13 protein-coding genes are annotated in these 17295 nt (G+C 68.8%); 7 read left to right on the top strand and 6 right to left on the bottom strand.

The genetic code is table 11. From position 1 onward, the window contains the following. Nucleotides 1–5: 5 nt before the first annotated feature. Both ACIG5A_RS09770 and ACIG5A_RS09765 read right to left on the bottom strand, forming a co-directional pair. Entirely contained in the window at nucleotides 6–4433 is a 4428-nt protein-coding gene (locus tag ACIG5A_RS09770; RefSeq protein ID WP_397239757.1) for an MnhB domain-containing protein, read from the bottom strand. A 58-nt stretch (nucleotides 4434–4491) separates the two neighbouring features. Continuing rightward, the gene (locus ACIG5A_RS09765; protein ID WP_397239756.1) at nucleotides 4492–4833 is read right to left on the bottom strand and encodes a hypothetical protein; all 342 of its coding nucleotides are present in this window, start codon (nucleotides 4831–4833) and stop codon (nucleotides 4492–4494) included. A 200-nt stretch (nucleotides 4834–5033) separates the two neighbouring features. On the opposite strand from ACIG5A_RS09765, the gene ACIG5A_RS09760 reads away from it, so the two are divergent. Next, complete coding sequence (locus tag ACIG5A_RS09760) at nucleotides 5034–5810, top strand: DsbA family protein (protein WP_397239755.1); 777 nt, start codon at nucleotides 5034–5036, stop codon at nucleotides 5808–5810. A 72-nt stretch (nucleotides 5811–5882) separates the two neighbouring features. On the opposite strand, the gene ACIG5A_RS09755 is transcribed toward ACIG5A_RS09760, so the two are convergent. Both ACIG5A_RS09755 and ACIG5A_RS09750 read right to left on the bottom strand, forming a co-directional pair. Next, the gene (locus ACIG5A_RS09755; protein WP_397239753.1) at nucleotides 5883–7088 is read right to left on the bottom strand and encodes a cytochrome P450; all 1206 of its coding nucleotides are present in this window, start codon (nucleotides 7086–7088) and stop codon (nucleotides 5883–5885) included. 135 nt (nucleotides 7089–7223) lie between these two features. After that, complete coding sequence (locus ACIG5A_RS09750; protein WP_397239752.1) at nucleotides 7224–8225, bottom strand: zinc-binding dehydrogenase; 1002 nt, start codon at nucleotides 8223–8225, stop codon at nucleotides 7224–7226. Here ACIG5A_RS09750 and ACIG5A_RS09745 point away from each other — a divergent pair. Beyond that, nucleotides 8212–9084 carry an AraC family transcriptional regulator gene (locus ACIG5A_RS09745; protein ID WP_397239751.1) on the top strand — a complete coding sequence of 291 codons (873 nt, stop codon included), beginning with the start codon at nucleotides 8212–8214 and terminating at the stop codon, nucleotides 9082–9084. The two genes, ACIG5A_RS09750 and ACIG5A_RS09745, sit on opposite strands and share 14 nt — an antisense overlap. On the opposite strand, the gene ACIG5A_RS09740 is transcribed toward ACIG5A_RS09745, so the two are convergent. After that, nucleotides 9054–9986, bottom strand: a complete 933-nt coding sequence (locus ACIG5A_RS09740) for an ADP-ribosylglycohydrolase family protein (RefSeq protein WP_397239750.1) — start codon at nucleotides 9984–9986, stop codon at nucleotides 9054–9056. The genes ACIG5A_RS09745 and ACIG5A_RS09740 overlap by 31 nt on opposite strands. A gap of 232 nt (nucleotides 9987–10218) precedes the next feature. Between ACIG5A_RS09740 and ACIG5A_RS09735 the strand changes: the two genes are divergently transcribed. From ACIG5A_RS09735 to ACIG5A_RS09725, 3 genes are all read left to right on the top strand, one after another. Continuing rightward, the gene (locus tag ACIG5A_RS09735; protein WP_397239749.1) at nucleotides 10219–10644 is read left to right on the top strand and encodes a pyridoxamine 5'-phosphate oxidase family protein; all 426 of its coding nucleotides are present in this window, start codon (nucleotides 10219–10221) and stop codon (nucleotides 10642–10644) included. A gap of 189 nt (nucleotides 10645–10833) precedes the next feature. Beyond that, nucleotides 10834–11904 (top strand): GAF domain-containing protein, encoded by a 1071-nt coding sequence (locus tag ACIG5A_RS09730; protein ID WP_397239748.1) that lies wholly within the window; start codon nucleotides 10834–10836, stop codon nucleotides 11902–11904. A 39-nt stretch (nucleotides 11905–11943) separates the two neighbouring features. Continuing rightward, complete coding sequence (locus tag ACIG5A_RS09725) at nucleotides 11944–12345, top strand: pyridoxamine 5'-phosphate oxidase family protein (RefSeq protein WP_397239747.1); 402 nt, start codon at nucleotides 11944–11946, stop codon at nucleotides 12343–12345. A gap of 99 nt (nucleotides 12346–12444) precedes the next feature. Here the strand turns inward: ACIG5A_RS09725 and eccA are convergent, their stop codons facing one another. Then, nucleotides 12445–14262 carry a type VII secretion AAA-ATPase EccA gene (gene eccA / locus ACIG5A_RS09720; protein WP_397239746.1) on the bottom strand — a complete coding sequence of 606 codons (1818 nt, stop codon included), beginning with the start codon at nucleotides 14260–14262 and terminating at the stop codon, nucleotides 12445–12447. 199 nt (nucleotides 14263–14461) lie between these two features. Here eccA and eccD point away from each other — a divergent pair, with 199 nt between their 5' ends. Both eccD and mycP read left to right on the top strand, forming a co-directional pair. After that, the gene (gene eccD, locus ACIG5A_RS09715) at nucleotides 14462–15916 is read left to right on the top strand and encodes a type VII secretion integral membrane protein EccD (protein WP_397240583.1); all 1455 of its coding nucleotides are present in this window, start codon (nucleotides 14462–14464) and stop codon (nucleotides 15914–15916) included. Then, nucleotides 15909–17291, top strand: coding sequence for a type VII secretion-associated serine protease mycosin (gene mycP, locus ACIG5A_RS09710; protein ID WP_397239745.1), 1383 nt, complete (start codon nucleotides 15909–15911; stop codon nucleotides 17289–17291). Before eccD ends, mycP begins: the two co-directional genes overlap by 8 nt. Nucleotides 17292–17295: the final 4 nt, after the last annotated feature.

The raw sequence follows: 17295 nt of genomic DNA, 5'->3' as shown, positions 1-17295 counted from the left end.
TGTTCTCAGAGGGAGACGGACATCAGGCGGTTCGCACCGCTCTGCGTGAGCCCATCGGCGGCGGCGATGCCGACGGCGGGCAGGCTGACCGGGGTCGGCCGGGGCGCCGGTGCCGGAACGCTGTCCGGCACGGCCGGGACCGGCGCGGTCTCCGGCGTGGCGGGCCCGCCGGTGTTCGAGCGGGGACCGAGGGCACGTTGCAGGCCCGCGATCACCTCGGCGGTGGTCGGGTCGTCCGGAATGTCGTCCAGGAACTGCGATCCGGCCGGTGCCATGCCGAACCCGTTGTCGCGCGGGGTATTACGGTCGAGGAACGCTCGAATCACCGCGATCCAATGCGAGTGCGTGCCGCGACCGCCGTTGGGCAGGGCGGCGATGATCAGCAACGGAATGATCAGCACCAGCGCCGGAATACCGAGGGCCGCCAACGGAAGACCCAACACCAGTGCCGGGAGCGCGAGCAGCGCACCGAGCGCCAGCGCGCCCAGCGTCAACGCACCCAGGATCGCCAACGGGATACCGACCAGCGCGGCCAGCGCAAGGAAAGGCAAGGCCAGCAACGTCAACGCGCCCAGGATGGCCAACGGGATACCGACCAGCGCGGCCAGCGCCAAGAACGGCAACGCCAGCAACGTCAGGCCACCCAGCGCCGCGAGCGCGAGCAACGGGAGCGCGAGCAGCGCACCGAGCGCGAGCAGTGGAAGCGCGAGCAATGCACCCAGCGCCAGCGTTGCCAGTGAGCCGAGCACCAGACCGGCGAGCCCGGCCAGGGCGATCAGCGGCAGCGCGAGCAGCGCACCGAGCGCCAGACCAGCCAGACCACCCAGCACGAGTCCGGCCAGCCCCGCGAGCGCGGCCAATGGCAAGGCAAGCAGCGCACCGAGCGCCAGACCGGTCAGACCCGCCAGTGCGATCAACGGCAGCGCGAGCAACGCGCCGAGAGCGAGACCGGCCAGACCGGCGAGCGCGATCAACGGCAGCGCGAGCAGCGCACCGAGAGCGAGCCCGAGCAGCCCACCGATCCCGAGCAACGCCAGTGCCCCGAGGGCGAGCAGCGGCAGCGCGAGCAGGGCGGCCAGCGCCAGTACCGGAAGGGCAAGCAGCGCAAGCAATCCGATCGCCGCCAGCGCCAAAACCGGTAGCGCGAGCAGCAAGAGCGCGAACGGCGTCGCGAAGCTGATGGTGAGCCCGATGAGCGTCAGCGTCAGCAGGATGCCCTTGCCCAGCGCGATCAAACCGACGGCGAGCACGACCGCGATGATCGGCACCAGCAGTGCCGCCGCCCCGAGCAACACCACGGCCAGGGCCGCGATCGCGAGCAGCACCGCGAGGAACGGCGCCGCCACGGCGAGCACCGCCAGCGCGATGAAAGGCATCAGCGCCGTCGACAGAATCGGCGCGAACGGCCCGACGATCAGGAACGGAATCGACAGGATCGCCGCGAGCACGACCCCGATGGCGCCGACGATGCCGGTCGCCACCACCGCCGCGAGCGCGAGCACGGCCGCGATCGCGTTGCCCGCGAGGAATACCGCGGCGAACAGCAGCACCGCCGCGCCGACCACGACCGGGATCCAGAAGGCCATCCACAGCAGCGCCACGACGGCGGCCGGAATGGTGATCAGCCACAGCGGCGGGAACAGCGCCGAGACGATCAGCATGACCGCGACGAGCCCGATGTTCATCGCCGCCCATACGGCTCCCGAGAAGAGGGCGAGGCCGACGAGCAGGCCGACGATCACACTGCCAGCCAGTGCCGTAGTTCCGATCATCGCCAGCAGGCCGAGCAGCATCACCCCGAAGATCACCGGCGCGGCGAGCAGCGCGAGCGGCGGGTTGATGACGATCAGGAAGAGTGCGCCCAGGACGAAGCCGAAGAACGCGACGATCGTCAGCGCGAATCCGCTGAGGAACACACCCGCGGCGCCGATGATCGCCGCCGCGAACGCGCCGATCATCACGATGCCGAGCCCGCTCAGCGTGGCGACGATCGCGGCCGCGGCGAGAATCGCGAGCCCCGCGCCGACGATCGCGGCGAACGCGAGATCGGCGAGGAGGATGAGCGGGATGGCATACGGCATGGCCACCATCAGGATCACCGAGGCCAGCAGAGTGACAACGGCGAATCCGGCGATACCGAGCAGCACGAGACCTGAGCACAGCGCGGTGATAAATGTGCCGAGCAGCAGGCCACCGACCATCATGATGAGCCCGAGACCGGTGGGGATCGCCACCAGTGCCAGGAAGAACAGCGGCGCGAGCAGCGGACCGATGATCGGTAGTCCGAGGGTGAGCGCGGCCGCCGCGATGGTGCCGAAGACCAGGCCACCGGCGGCCATGATCAAACCGCCGATACCGAGCGCGACCGCCGCCGCGGCGAGACCGATCCACATGATCACCCCGCCCGCGGCCATGAGCGCGGCCGCGACCAGGCTCAGGAACATCAGCCATGTCACCGTGAAACCGGCCGCGGCCGCGAGCACGATCAGTCCGGCGATGAACAGCAGACCGATCGCCGCCGCCGCGACCACGGCCGCCGCGATGAGCAGGCCACCGCCGACGAGCGCCAGGGCAAGCAGAATCGGCAGCGAAATCAGGCCGAAGGGTGTCAACAGCGAAAGCAGGCCGGTGACCACCGCCAGCGCGGCGGCGACCAGGCTGCCGACGAGCAGCGCACCGAAGACCATCGCCGCGGTGAACAGCGTCGCCACCACCAGGAACACCAGCGCGCCGCCGAAAAGCAGCGGCCCGAGCAGCAGGCCGAGCACCGGCACCAGGCCGGTGATCAGCACCGCCGCCGCCGTCAGCACCAGGAACCCGATCGCGGTGAACAGGCCACCAACGATCAGCGCACCGGCCGCGACCGCGATGGTGGTGAGGACGACCGCGGCGATCGTGATCAGCAACCCGGCCAGAATGACCGGCGCCAGCACCTGGAATGCGAGGAATCCCAGCGGAATCACCACGAGCAGCACCGGAATGGCGATGATCGCGAGCACGATCAGCACCGGAATCGCCACGGCGGCGAGCACCACCGCACCGACCACCAGCGCGCCGATCAGCAGTGCGGCGCCGATGACCCCGGCAACCACCACCGCGCCGACCACCGCGACCGCGGCCAGGCCGAGCAGTACGGCGCCGATCACCGGCACGGCGAGTATCGCGAGGAGTACGGGCGCCGCCAGCAGCACCAGCGGCAACGCGAACGGCAGCATCGTCAGTGGTCCCGCGACATCACGGGTCTGCGACGGCAGCAGCCCGCGCACGGCCTGGAGCACGCTGTCGCGAATCGGCGCGAGCGCCGCGCCGAGCGCGGAACCCGGATCGGCGACAGCGCTGATCAGCGGCGTGAGGTAGCCCGCGAACGGCGCGAGCGACGCGGCGAGCGTGCCCGACCGCAGCACCTGCTCCAGCGCGCCGACCAGCGCGGTCACCGGCTGCGACCCGTCGGAGACGGCGGTCAGCGTCGGCGCGACCTCACGCAGTGCCGGCGCGAACTGCATGATCACCGGGCGCACCGCGTCGGCGAGCGGACCGGATTGCAGCAGCGGCGTCAGCCGTTCGGTGAGCACCGATTTCAGGTCGGCGCCTGCCGCGACATCGCGCAACGCGGGTGCGATCTGGTCGATGACCGGCGCCCACTCGGTGGCCTTCTCACCGATTACGGGGGTGAGCAGCTCGCGCAGCGCCTTGGTCGGGTCGCCGCCGTCGCGCGGGAAGTCGAAGACTTCGCGAGCCTGATTGATCAGCGTATCGATCGCGGTACCGCGGGAATCCTTGCGCTGGGCACCGGCCATCTCGGTGGCATCGCGGACGAAGGCGAGCACGTCCTGAACCGGCTGGCGCAGCGGGCCCTCGGGAACCTGGTCGGCCCAGGCTCCGATCTGCTGCAGGTTCAGACCCGATCCGGTGATCTGGGTGACGGTCGCCGCCATCTCCTCGACGGCCGACGGCGCCCGCCCGGTATTGCCGTTGCTCGCGATCCCGGCGGCCGGTGTCGTTCCGGTCCGATCCGCGACACCGGAGACCGGTGCGGGTGCTAGTGCTGGTGCAGGTGCGGGGTCGTCGCCCCGCTGGATCGTCGAGCGGACCCCGCTCTCGAACGACCTGATCGGATCCGCCCACGGCGCATCGGGCGTCGCGGTGCCGACCGCACCGACCGCCGCCTCGAGATCGGCTCTGGCCCCGGGGGCGAGTTGGTTGCCGATGAAGGATCCGAGCTGGGGCAGCACGCCGCCGTCGATCGGGCTCACGTCGGCCGTGGTCGGCGCGGCGCCCGCGGGCGCGGCCACCAGGGTTGCGGTAGCGACGGAAGCGAATGCCGCGGCCGCGTAGAAGCCGCGCTTGTTCTGTTTTGTCTTACGCCGGTGCCGCCCGGCCGCTTTGGTGGCCCGGACGCGCTGTCCGGGCAGAAAACCAGCTGTGTTCTCCACTGCCTCGAGCCTCTCGATCGTCGTGCCCAAACTGGATTTGCCCCCGATGTGTCCGAACTCAGGTGAGACCCGCCTCGTCGGGTCCGCACATCGCGGTCGAGCGCCCTCCCTCCTGTCCGATCGGCGTACCGATATGGGTGTGCTTCAGGCCGACCGCGTCGGTGCATCGGATGTAGGCGTGCTGACCGACGCCGCCTCCCGGCTCGCACTCGACGGTCAGCTGATTGCGGACCGAGGTGTCGGCGCGGCACCCGGCGGGTACCGGTTCGGCCGTCGCGGGAGCCACCGCGGTGAACGACAGGGCGGCGACGCCGAAGGACAGCGCGCCGACCGCGGCGGCCGTGCGGGCCAGCGCCGGTGATCGCCCCCGCCCACTCGCTTTAACTGGATATTTGCTCATGCCGGAAATGGTCGGGTGCTCAGTTTGCTAAGTCAACGCCGATTCTTTCCAAATGGAATCGAATCCGCAGGTAGAAGCCCAGTCTCGAAGGTTCCCACGGCGGAAAGTATTTACATGAATGTTACTGCGCAGGGGTTGACAGCCTGAATGGATTGCCGAGTAGCTAGTCGTTTGCTAACTTGGCCGGAAGGCTCATCCGAGTGAGCAGGAGCGGCCCGACGGGCCCGGAATTCGCGGAGATACCCACCATGCGCAAGCCTCGAATGAGCCGCATCCCCCGCGCCGATCAACTGGCCCGAATCAGCACCGCAGGTCGTCTGTGGACAGCGGTTCTGCTGATCGGTTTGATCGCGGCGGTAGGCATCGGCCTGGTCGTGCAGATCAACGAACGGGACCGGACCGCGGCGGCCGCGGCGGCCGCGGTCGCCGGTCCGGCCGCACTGGCCGACGACGGCACGGTTCGCTTCGGCGACACCGACCCCGTCATGACGATCACCGAGGACATGCAGTGCCCGCTGTGCCGGAGCTTCGATTCGGTGTCGGGCCCGGCGATCGCCGGCCTGCTCGACCAGCAGAAGATCGCGGTGGCCTACCGCGTGATCGCGATCCGGGATCGCGACTCCACCACCGAGTACTCGAGCCGCGCGGCCAATGCGAGCGCGTGCGTCGCCGAAGCCGATAAATCCAAGTGGCTCGCGTGGCGGCGGGCCGTCCTCGACCGGGTACCCGCCCAAGGCTCCCCCGGCCCGACCGATCGGGAACTGATCGACCTGGCCGGCCGGGCAGGTATCACAGCCAGCACCCAGCTCACCGACTGCGTCACCTCGGGGCGCTACCGCGCGTTCGTCGCGAACCAGACGAAGAAGGCCACCGAGGCGAAGTTGACGAGCGTCCCGGCCGTACGAATAGGCGACGGCGCGATCACCAACCTCACCCCGGAGGGCATCGAAGCCAGCGTCCAGGCCGCGGCCCGCTAGGCGCACACCACGAACCCCGCAGGTGGCCTGAACGCTGAGCGCGGGCAAGGCGAGGACGTGGACGACCTCGCGTCATACGTCCCAGGTGACAGGGAGGCTCTTGACTCCGTAGATATCGGCGGCCTCCGGACGCACGGGAACCTCTTCGGCAGGTACGGCTAGGCGCAGGCTGGGGAACCTGTTGAGCAGCGCGGGGAATGCGACGCGCATCTCGACGCGGGCCAGTTGCGCTCCCAGGCACAGATGCGTGCCGTGGCCGAAGGCCAGATGCCCATCGGACGACCTGTGCAGATCGAGCGTGTGGGGATCAGTGAAACGCTCGGGGTCGCGATTGGCGGTGTGGTATGACGCGATGACCACCTGCCCGGCCTTGATCGTCTGTCCGGCCAACTCGACATCCTCGAGCGCCGTTCTCATGAAGGTCTTGGCGACGCTCAGATATCGCAGCAGTTCCTCCACCGCCTGGTCGGTGAGTGCGGGATCCGCGCGCAGGGCGGCAAGCTGCCCGGGATGGCACAACAGCGCAAAGGTGCCCAGCGCCAGCATGTTCGCGGTGGTGTCGAATCCGGCCGCCAGCAGAAGGAATGCCATCCCGCGCAGTTCCTCATCGGTCAGATCGCTGTCGGTGAGGTCGCTGAGGATGTCGTCGGTGGGGTTCGCGCGCTTGGCGGCCACCAGTCCGGTGAGGTAGTCGTAGGTCGCGGTGACCGCCGCCATCAGGTCCTCGTCGCTCGTCTCGCCGTTCATGAACGACTCGACGTTGTCCTGGAATGAATCTCGCTCCTCGTAAGGCACACCCAGCAGTTCGCAGATCATCACGGCGGGGATGGGCCTGGCGAACGCGGTCAGCAAATCGCTTGGCGGCCCGGCCTTTTCCATGGCGTCGAGGTGGTCGGCGGTGATCTGCTCGACACGCTCGGTGAGCAGTCGCATGCGCCGTGCGGTGAACTTGCCCGCCAGCGGTTTCCGATAGCGCCCGTGCTGTGGCTCGTCCATGAGGAGGAACTCGCCGGGCGGTGCGGGCGGGGTCTCGAAACCCGAGTAGTCGATGGTCGGGTGCAGCATGAGCTCCCTGCGCGAACTGAACCGTGAATCGGCCACGATCGACCTGACCAGGTCGTATCCGGTAATCAGCCAGCCCGGTTCGCCGCCGGGGAAGGTGTATCGGCTGATCGGACCGTGCCGACGAGCCTCGATCAACTCTGCCGGCGGATCGAACGGACAGCCGGGCCGACGCTCCGCAGGCATCGTCGTCACGGCATGGAGAGCTTCACTCATAACCATTTCCCTTGCGGTAGTACATGTTCGAGAGATTTCCGAAGCCGGCAACAGATAACTATAAGTAGATGTATACGTAGATGCAATAGGCTGAGCGGCTGACGTAGCCGAATCAGGGACGGTTGCTATGCCTGGCTACGGCACCACGACGAGTTTTCCGGCGGCCCGGTTGTTTTCCATGTAGTGGTGGGCGGCGGCGATGTCGTCAAGGCCGAAGATTCGGTCCAGGTTGGGCCGGTAGACGCCGGTCTCGACCTCGTGGACGACCCGCTGCAGCACGGCGGCGCCCGCGCTGCCTTGGCAGTCGTCGCTGTGGAAGGCGGTGAGCGTGGTTCCGGACGGGATCATCGCGATCGGTTCGAAGTCCGGGATGACCCAGCCGCTGAGCGAGCCCGCCATGCAAACCCCTCCGCCGCGACGGACCAGGCGCAGCGAGTCCACCAGCGTGTCCGCTCCGATGAGATCCAGCACGTAGTCCGGCCCTTCGGGCCACAGCGCGTGCACGCTCGCCGCGAGCGACGCACCGTCGTCGATCACGGCGTGGTCGACACCGGCGGCGGTCAATGCGCCGAGCTTGTCCGGCCGCCGGGTCGTTGCCGCGATCTCGACGCCGTAGCCGGCCGCGATCGACGCGGCCGCCATCCCCACCGACGCGGTGCCGCCACGGATCAGCAAGCGGCCCTTGGCATCCGGCCCGATCCCCAACGTGCCCAGCGCGCCGCGCGCGGTCAAGTACGTCTCGGGCAGTGCGGCCAGGACCTCCCAGGGCAGCGTGGTGGTGATCGGCATCAGCAGCGCGTTCGGCAGCAACGCGTACTCGGCGTAGCCGCCGTCGAACTGCCGTCCCATCTCCCCCATCACCGCGGCGACGGTCGTCCCCTCCGGGATACCGGGATCGGTCGAGTCCGCCACGATGCCCACGCATTCGATCCCGAGTACCCGCGGGAACGTCACGCTCGGCGAATAACCTTGACGGGTACGCAATTCCGACCGGTTCAAGCCCGCGCCCTGTATCCGCACCAGGCTCCAGCCGTCCCGAACCGCGGGGATCGGCACCTCGCGGATCTCCAGCGCCTCCGGGCCGCCCGGACGCACGCAGACGGCCGCTCGCATTGTCGCACTCATGTTCTCGCGCATGACGTCCACTGTCGCCGGGGCACGACGTGGCCGTCCACCGGTAGATTGCCAACTTATGCCCGTTGGCCGCCAACCTGCTCGATCTGCCTCGACGTCACGTCTGTGGCCGTCCGGAGGGGTACATCTGTGGCCGTCGGGGGGAATGAGTTCAGCGCATTCCCATCCGCGGGGACACCTGGTGTACGCGGCCCGTGGCGTTCTTTCGGTACACACCGAAGGCGGCACATCGATCGTTCCCGCGAATCGGGTCGCGTGGACCCCGGCCGGGTTCGAGCACTACCACCGCACGCACGGCGACACCGAGATGCGGATCCTGTTCCTGCCCGCATCGCCGGCCCGGCTCGTACCGGACCGTCCCGCCGTGTTCCTGGTCTCCGACCTCGCCCGCGAAATCCTGCTGACCCTCACGGGCCCACGCAATTACGACCGCGACGTACCCGACCGTGATCGCGCCGCGAACGCCCGCCTGCGTCGAGTCCTCGTCGATGAACTCCACATCGCCGACGAGCAGCCATTGCAACTGCCGCAGCCGCGCGATGACCGGTTGCGAGCCATCGCGCGGATTCTGTACGAGCAGCCAGCGGACAACACCGCACTGGCCGGACTCGGGCAACGGATCGGAGCCAGCGCGCGCACGCTGAGCAGGCTGTTCCACAACGAACTCGGCATGACCTTCTACGAGTGGCGCACCCAGCTACGCGTCTACCACGCACTCGTCCTGCTCGCCGACGGCCACGACACCACCCACGTCGCCCACGCCTGCGGTTGGTCGAACCCGAGCAGCTTCATCACCGCCTTCACCACCCTCATCGGCACCACCCCGGGCCGCTATCGCAAATCCCCTCCACCCCAGGCGTGATCAGCCTCTGCCCAGGTGGGGAGGGGTTCGCGGGAGGACAGCCACGCCGGGGGTATTCCCCTGATCGGGCCATGGCGGTGGCCGGTGTGGGCGGCGACGATACCGCCGACGATGGCGGCGGTGGTGTCCACGTCGCCGCCCGCTTCGATGCAGGCGGTGATGGCGCGCGGGTAGTCGGTGAGGAAGGTGGCGGCCGTCCAGAGGGCGAAGGGGACGGTGTCCTGGGCGGTGACTTGGGCGCCGTTGCCGAGTTCGTAGGCTGCTTCGGCTATCGATCGGCCCAGTAGCCGACGAGCTCGGCGGACGCCGGTGGCGGTGCGGCCGTCGATCAGATACGGGTCGACCGCTTGTAGGAGTTCGGTTGGGGTGCAGGATGTTTCGCGGGTCGCGGCGGCATGGCTCGCCGCGACGGCGACGAGCATGGCGCCGACGATGGCTTCCGGATGACTATGCGTGACCTCGGCGGACATGGCGGCTTGCGCGGCCGCCTCGTCCGGGCGCCCGGCGAAGTACGCGCCGAGCGGGGCAGCGCGCATCGCCGCCCCGTTCCCCCAGGAACCACGCCCGCCGAACGAGGCGCCCGCGGCCTCGGCCCAGGGACGTCCGTCCCGAATCTCGTGCAGCACAACCACTGTGCCGCCGCCGTAGCCGCGATAGGGCTCACAACGGTCGGCGAAGGCCGAGGCGAGCGCGTCACGGTCGATGTGGCCGCGGGTGTGGATTTCCGAATAGACCGAACAGGCCATCTCGGTGTCGTCGGTCCATGGCCAGGGAGCTGCCGGTGGCCGGCCGTCGATGAGGTCGGCCAGCGACCGACCGGGTACGAAGAACTGAGCGCCGAGCGCGTCGCCCACGGAGAGCCCATCGAGGCTGTCGCGGGCGGATTGGGAATTCACGATCATACGAAAGCCGATCCTGCCAGACCCACGACCGCCCGGCCAACCCATCGATTGCGCTCACACCGGGTGGCGCGTTCGGCGCCTGTTCTGTTGCGGGGCGGGGTTTGTCACGGCAACGTTTGGGAATCCGATCGTCACTCGAGTGCCGAATTCGTGGCTTTCGAAAGGCGATCGCGCGATGATAGGCAGATCCGGACCCGCATCCGATGACCGCCCGATGGTGCGAAGGGGCGATGTGACAGCGACCGAGACCCTGACCGCGCACGCGTTGACCGATGTCGAGTGCATAGTGTTGCTCGCCAGGGTGCGGTTCGGCCGGATCGTCTTCTCCCGCTACGCATTACCCGCGATCCGGCCGGTCAACCACGTCGTCGACGGCGAGGCGATCGTCGTCGCCACCGGCGCGGGGCTCGGCGTACCGCCGTACCGGCAGGTCGTCGCCTACGAGGCCGATTGCCTCGATCACGACACACAGCAGGGGTGGTGCGTCATCGTCACCGGCGTCGCCGAACCGGTCACCGATCCGTTCGACCTGGCCCGCTACCGCGCCGCGCTGTGTTCGCGGCTGCCCGGCGGGCAGGACCGGATCCTGCGCATCCACCCCGATGTCATCACCGGTATCGAATACCTCGATCCGGCCGATCAGCCGACGCGACACTGACCACGGCCGGTCGGGAACGCGCCGCGTGCGAATCGGGCTTGTTTACCCCCCGCTGCCAAGCCCTGTCCCGCGCTCGGCGGGCGACGTACACTGCAGAAGCACCCACTGAGGGCGGGTCGGAATAGATAGCGGACACAGGACGACGGTCGTGGCGGTCTTCCCTCCGAAGCCGAAAACAGGTGCGGGCCCATGAAATCGGGTTGGAATCCGGATGCGGCGCTCGAACAGGTCCGCGCCGCCCATCGTGCCGCCGACCCGCGTGCGGCGGTCGGCACCGCGACCCTGACAGCGCGCGCCGAGCACTTCGCCGACGCGGTGCGGTTCGCGGGCGAGCGGCCCGAGGCCATGCGCCGCCTGCATCAGATGACCGCCCGACTCTGCGACGGATCCACCGTTGACGCGTTGCTGCCCGGCGTGCTCGAGGCCGCGATGGCGTTGACCGGCGCGGATTTCGGGGACGTGCAACTGCTCGACCCGGCCACCGGTATGTTGCTGCTGACCACCGAGGCCGGTTTCGACGCCGAGTTCTGCGAATACTTCGCCGTCGTCGACGACGACGGCTCCGCCTGCGGCCGCGCGGCCAGAACCGGGCAGACGGCGATCTTCGACGTCACCACGGACCCGGGATTCGCACCGCACCGCGATATCGGTGCGTCCGCGGGCTTCCGTGGCGTGCAGTCCACACCGCTGCTGGACTATTCCGGTCGCGTGGTCGCCATGGTGTCCACCCACTTCCGGCAACCACACCGCCCGTCGGACGAGGATCTGCGGTTGCTGCGGCTCTACGGCGACTTCGCGGGCGAGGCGATCGCACGAAGCATGGGCGGGGGGAACGGTGTCTTCGATCCGATAGGCCGCGCGATGGTGTCGGCGCTGCTCGCCCCGCACCGGCCCGAATTGTCCACTGCGACACCCGAGCAAGCCGGAAGCGCCGATGGGCAGGCGCGGACACCGCACACCTTCGATCCCGAACGTGATCTCACCGGCCCGCAGGCGGCCTTCGCCACCGCCAGCGATCAGCTCGTGCGGCACCTGTTCGACGTCGGGCTGCAACTGCACACCCTCCAGGCGGTCTTCGACCAGTCCACCGCGACACCGGAGAACCTCCGCGCCGCCAGCGACGCCATCGCCGGCGTGCTCGAGGACCTGGACATGCTCACCCGTGACGCCGGACTGGCCATGCTCGCCCTGGCCCGCGACCGCGTCGCCGCGTCCCCGCCCGCGCGACCGAGCACCGTGGTGCGAAGACCACGCCGCTGACACAACTGAACCACTCGACCCGCCCGACCGGAGGACCCCATGAGCCCAGGACCGGGAACCCGGCAGTTGCCGACCACCGTGGCCATGGAGTTGCTCGCCAGCATCCGAGTCGGCCGAATCGTGTTCTCCCGCTATGCCTTACCCGCCATACACCCGGCCGACCACATCCTCGACGCCGGACAGCTCATCATCCGCGGCGACGCGGGCACCGGCCTCTCCCCCGAGTCACAGGCCGTGACCTACGAAGCCGACCTGATCAGCAGCGACACCCGCAGCGGATGGTGTGTCACGGTCACCGGCGTCGCCGACACCGTCACCGACACCGCCGACCTCGCACGCTACCGCCGACTCCTCCCCGCGGGGCTGTCCGAACCCACCGACCGCATCATCCGCCTCCACCCCGCCATCGTCACCGGAACCGAATTCACCAGCCACCAATAGGCATTCCGCCGATCGGCTACACCCCATGCCGTACCGAGCCCACCGCCCGGGTGGGGATGGGTTCGCGGGAGGACAGCTGTTCCGTGGGTATTCCCCTGATCAGGTCAGGGTGGCGAGGACACTGTCGAGTGCCTTGCGCATGTCGTCGGCGTCGATGCGCATGAGGGTTTCCTCGTCAAGGGCGTGGGGATCCAGGGATTCGTCGGTGGCCAGGCGGTATTCGCGTTCTTCCTCGGCGCTTTCGATGACGTTGCGGATGAAGCGGCCGTTGCCCGCGATGTCGACGCCGCGGCGCGGGAGGCCGCTTTGATCCGTGCGTTCGACGGCGTAGAGGTCGGCGCAGGCGTCGCGGAGGATGGTGACCGCTTCGTCGGAGAGGGAGGAATCGCGGGTGCGGGCAATGAATTTGCCGATGTCACGGAGTTCGTCGGGTGAGTAGGAGTCGAATTTCACGCGTTTGGCGAAGCGGGAGGCCAGGCCGTCGTTGCTGGCCAGGAAGCGGTCGATCTCGCCGTCGTAGCCCGCGATGATGACGACCAGGCGGTCGCGGTCGTTCTCCATGCGGGCCAGCAATGTGTCCACCGCCTCGCGACCGAAGGCGTCACCGCCGGAAAGGCCTTGCTGGATAAGGGTGTAGGCCTCATCGACGAAAAGCACACCGTCCATGGCGGAGTCGATCAGTGCGTTGGATTTGATCGCGGTGGAGCCGAGGTGCTGGCCGACGAAATCGGAGCGCTTGGTCTCGACCACCTTGTCGGTTTTGAGCAAGCCGAGACCGCAGTAGATCTTGGCGACCACGCGGGCGATGGTGGTCTTGCCGGTGCCGGGCGGTCCGGTGAAGGCGAGATGCTGGCCGCGCGGCATGCTGTTGAGCCCCTTCTCTGCGCGGATCTTGGCCATGGTCGCCGAGGATTGCAGCTTGGCGACCTGAACCTTCACCGCTTCCAGGCCGATCTGGGCCTGTAATTCCGCGCGGGCGGTGGCCAGGATCGACTCGGCGCGGTCCTGGTGTTCCTGTTCGGCGGCCTCGTCGAGGGACGGTGCGGTGCCGGGATCCCAACGGTCGGTGCGGGATTCGATCTGTTCGCGGGTGGTGACGACGATGCGGAACGTGGGATCGTTCATGGCGCGCGCGTTCGAAGCGAAACCGGGGACCTGGCTGTACACGGTCTCGAACAGTGCACGCGCCTCGTCCTCGTTGCCCTGTTCGCGGAGTGCGAGACCGCGGCAGAACATGGCCGCGGTGCGGGCCGCCGGGATCGGACCGCGCTCGGCGTGTTCGAGGCGGCGAGTCGCTTCACCGAAGAGGCCGAGGTGTGCGCACGCGGTGCCGACCATGACGTGCGCGCCGACGGCCATGTACTGGTCCTGCCATTCGGCCGATCCGGCCAGCACCGCCATCACGTCGGGCCACAGCTGGGCGGTGAAGTACAGGACGCCGCGGGCATAGGCGCAGACCCGGTCGTCCAGGTCGCGGTCCGGATCGTCGGTGATTTTCTTGCGGCGCTCGTCCAGCTCGTCGAGTACCCGCTCTGCCTCGTCGAACTGCTTGTCCTCCAGCAGGCGCATGGCGTGCGCGATCCAGATCTCGGTGAGCCCGGCGACCGGATAGTCGATGTACTGGCCGATCTGGAAGCGGCCTGCCAGCTGGCGCGGGGGCAGCCCGAGCCTGCGTTGTTCGCGCATCAGCGAGGTGGTCGAGGTGCGGTGCAGCTGCCGGAGTACCTCGTTGGACGCATCACCGGCGGCGAGACGACCGAGCCACGCGTCGCACATGTCCGGGTCGAGCTCGGTGGCCCGGCGGAAGGCCACCTTGGCGTACTCGAGGTTCTTGGTGGCCTGCTGGCCGTCGACCATCAAACCCAACGACAGCACACCGGCGTCGAAGACCTGCTGCGCTTGACGAATCGCTGACATGCGGCGCAACGTAACCGGAATACGGTGCGCCGTCACGATTCACCCTGCGCACGCGCACGTGACATTCACCGTCGGTTCACCACGCGAAACCGCTTGTGCCGCAGAACCGCACGTCGCCGCCCGCCCAGGGTTACGACTGAGGAAACTCACCGCTCGGCGGATGCGCCCGCGCTACACCGTTGTTAATTTCCCGAACGTGATGGAGTCCACGGCGATCGAGCCGCAACTGTGCCGTGTCTCGGTGATCGGCGGCAACACTCAGGTGGACGTGGTGCTGCCCGCCACCGTGGCGATCGCGAATTTCATCCCGGATGTGGTGGCGCTCATCGCTTCTCGCAATCCCGATCTGTCCGAGCACGAGGAGAACGGGCCGCTCGCCGCCCAGCACTGGACCCTGGCTCAGCCCGGTCGGACCGCGATCGAGCCGGAACGCACGCTGCTCGAGGCCGAGGTGTTCGACGGCGACCTGCTCGTGCTGCGCGCGGTGGATTCGGTCGAATCGCCACCGCTGTTCGACGATGTGATCGACGCGGTCGCGCGGCTGACCGACGATTCGTTCCGCGGCTGGTCGGGCGAATCGGCGGGCCGAGCCGGGATGGCGGGCGCGATCGCGGCGGTGGTCGGCACGTGTTTTCTGCTGCTGTTCGCCGCGGCGCGCGGCTGGGGCATTGCGGCCGGATCCGCGGGCCTCGGCATCGGCCTGGTGATCCTGATCGGCGCCGCGCTTGTCGCCAGGAAGTACGCGGCGACCTCGCCCGCCACTGCGCTCGCGCTGTGTGGGCTGTTGCTGATGGGAAGTGGCGCAGCGGCATTCGTGCCCGGCCGCCCCGGCGCGCCACACCTGTTGCTCGGTGGCGCGGCCACCATGCTGCTCGCGGTAATCGCGATGCGGGCGATCCCGGTGCGCACGACGATGTGCACCGGTGTCATCACGGTCGCGACGTTCGCCACCGGCGCCGCGGGCACGGTGACGATCTGGGATGTCGCACCGTTGCAGGTCTCGGCCGGGATCATCGTCGTCGCACTGCTCGGCATCACCCTCGCCTCGCGGATCGCGGTGGCGGCCGCGCGGCTTCCGGTACCGCCGGTGCCGACCGCGGGTGGGGCCATCGACCCGCGCGACCACGAACCGCGTCCGACCATCGAGGGCATCGGCGCGGTCGGCGCGACCGCGATCCCGTCGGCGGCCGGACTCCACGAACGGTCGAGGCGGGCCAACGATTTCCAGTCCGGGATGATCTTCGGCATCGTCGCGGTCACCGTGCTCGCGACGATCGTGACCGTCGCCTCGGCTACCGAACATCGCTGGCAGTGCGCGGCGCTCGCGGCCGCGGTCGGTGTCGTACTCGCCAGGCGCGGACGGGCTTTCGCGGATCTGACGCAGGCGGCGGTACTGGTGGCCGGTGGCTGCGCCGCCCTGATCGTGCCCGCCGTGCTGTGGGGTGTGCGGATGCCGGAACTGGCGCTGCCCGCCGCGGGTGCGCTGCTGCTCGTCGCGGGGCTCGGCATGCTGATCGGGGTGGCCGGGCCGAATATGGAGGTGTCGCCGGTCGTGCAGCGGGCGGGTGAGATCTTCGAATACGCCCTGATCTGCGTGATCGGGCCGCTCGTCTTCTGGATCCTCGATATCTACGCCATTGCCCGCAATGCGTGAGGTAGCCCGATTGAGCCTCGTCGCTTTGGCGATGGCATCGACCATCGCACCCGGTGCGGCGCTCGCCGTACCGCCACCCGTGGTCGATCCGGGGGCGTTGATCACCAATGCCCCTGTGGCGCCGCCGATTCCGTCGGAGCAGCGGTTGCTGTGCTCGCAACCGATCTGGACCGGACCCGCGCCGGTAGGAGTTCCGGCAGTACAGAAGGCGCTCGGGCTCGAGCGCGCGTGGCAGTTCAGCCGGGGCGAGGGACAGACCGTCGCGGTGATCGACACCGGCGTCACCCCGCATCCGCGGCTGTCGGTGCGGCCCGGTGGCGACTACGTCTCCGATTCCGACGGCACAATCGACTGTGATGGGCACGGCACGCTGGTGGCAGGCATCATCGCCGGTCGGCCCGCGCCCGATGGCGGTGACGGCTTCTCCGGCGTCGCGCCCGCGGCCTCGATCCTGAGCATTCGCCAGACCAGCCTGGCCTACCAGGCCAAGAACAGCTACCGCTCCGACCATCCTGGCGCGATGTCGGCGGGCGGGTACGGCACCGTCGACACGCTGGCCAGCGCAGTGGTGCACGCGGTCGACAGTGGCGCGACGGTCATCAATATCTCCGCGGTCTCGTGCAGGCCCGCCGGCGCGGACGCGGTGGACGGTGCGCTCGGCGCATCGCTTCGGTACGCGTACGACCGCAATGTCGTCGTGGTCGCGGCGGCGGGCAATCTGCAACAGCAGGGTGCGTGCAAGGAACAGAACGGCACCGCCGGATGGAACGCGGTCAACACCATCGCGACGCCGGCATGGTTCTCGCCGTATGTGCTTTCGGTGGCTTCGATGGAGCTCGACGGATCGCCGTCGGCCTTCACCCTCTATGGGCCTTGGGTTTCCGTCGCGGCGCCAGGCAGCAACTTGATGTCGCTGGACAGCACGCCGGGCGGCACCGGACTGGTGAACGGCACTCCGCAGGCGGATGGCCAGGTGGCGCCGGTGAACGGGACCAGCTTCGCGAGCGCGTATGTCTCGGGGCTGGTTGCCCTGGTGCGCGCGCGCTTTCCCGAACTCTCCGCCCAGCAGGTGATGGACCGCGTCACCCGCACCGCCCATGCTCCGGGCAGCGGCCACGATGCGCGCACCGGCACGGGCCTGATCGACCCGACTGCCGCGCTCACCGCGGTGGTGCCGCCCGCCTCGGATCGTGATCCGGCGCAGGGCATTCCGATCGCGGGCCCGACGGCGCCGGCCTACGTGAGCCCGTGGCCGCGCCGCATCGGCATCGCGGGCGCGGTGAGCTGCCTGACGCTACTGGCGATCGTGCTCGCCCTTTCCCTACCGTTCCGGCGCGAACAGCGCAGGCCCCTCGTCCTGCCGGGCGACGACTAACCGA

The organism is Nocardia sp. NPDC052566, assembly GCF_044547285.1.
Lineage (GTDB): Bacteria > Actinomycetota > Actinomycetes > Mycobacteriales > Mycobacteriaceae > Nocardia.
The sequence above is the reverse complement of the archived record's forward strand: the minus strand, read 5'-3'. Positions and strand labels throughout refer to the sequence as shown.

Coding starts and splice junctions, on each gene's coding strand:
- ACIG5A_RS09765 (WP_397239756.1), bottom strand. CDS start 4,833: ATGAGCAAATATCCAGTTAAAGCGAGTGGGCGGGGGCGATCACCGGCG.
- ACIG5A_RS09755 (WP_397239753.1), bottom strand. CDS start 7,088: ATGAGTGAAGCTCTCCATGCCGTGACGACGATGCCTGCGGAGCGTCGG.
- ACIG5A_RS09745 (WP_397239751.1), top strand. CDS start 8,212: ATGTTCTCGCGCATGACGTCCACTGTCGCCGGGGCACGACGTGGCCGT.
- ACIG5A_RS09750 (WP_397239752.1), bottom strand. CDS start 8,225: ATGCGCGAGAACATGAGTGCGACAATGCGAGCGGCCGTCTGCGTGCGT.
- ACIG5A_RS09740 (WP_397239750.1), bottom strand. CDS start 9,986: ATGATCGTGAATTCCCAATCCGCCCGCGACAGCCTCGATGGGCTCTCC.
- ACIG5A_RS09730 (WP_397239748.1), top strand. CDS start 10,834: ATGAAATCGGGTTGGAATCCGGATGCGGCGCTCGAACAGGTCCGCGCC.
- ACIG5A_RS09725 (WP_397239747.1), top strand. CDS start 11,944: ATGAGCCCAGGACCGGGAACCCGGCAGTTGCCGACCACCGTGGCCATG.
- eccA (WP_397239746.1), bottom strand. CDS start 14,262: ATGTCAGCGATTCGTCAAGCGCAGCAGGTCTTCGACGCCGGTGTGCTG.
- eccD (WP_397240583.1), top strand. CDS start 14,462: ATGGAGTCCACGGCGATCGAGCCGCAACTGTGCCGTGTCTCGGTGATC.
- mycP (WP_397239745.1), top strand. CDS start 15,909: ATGCGTGAGGTAGCCCGATTGAGCCTCGTCGCTTTGGCGATGGCATCG.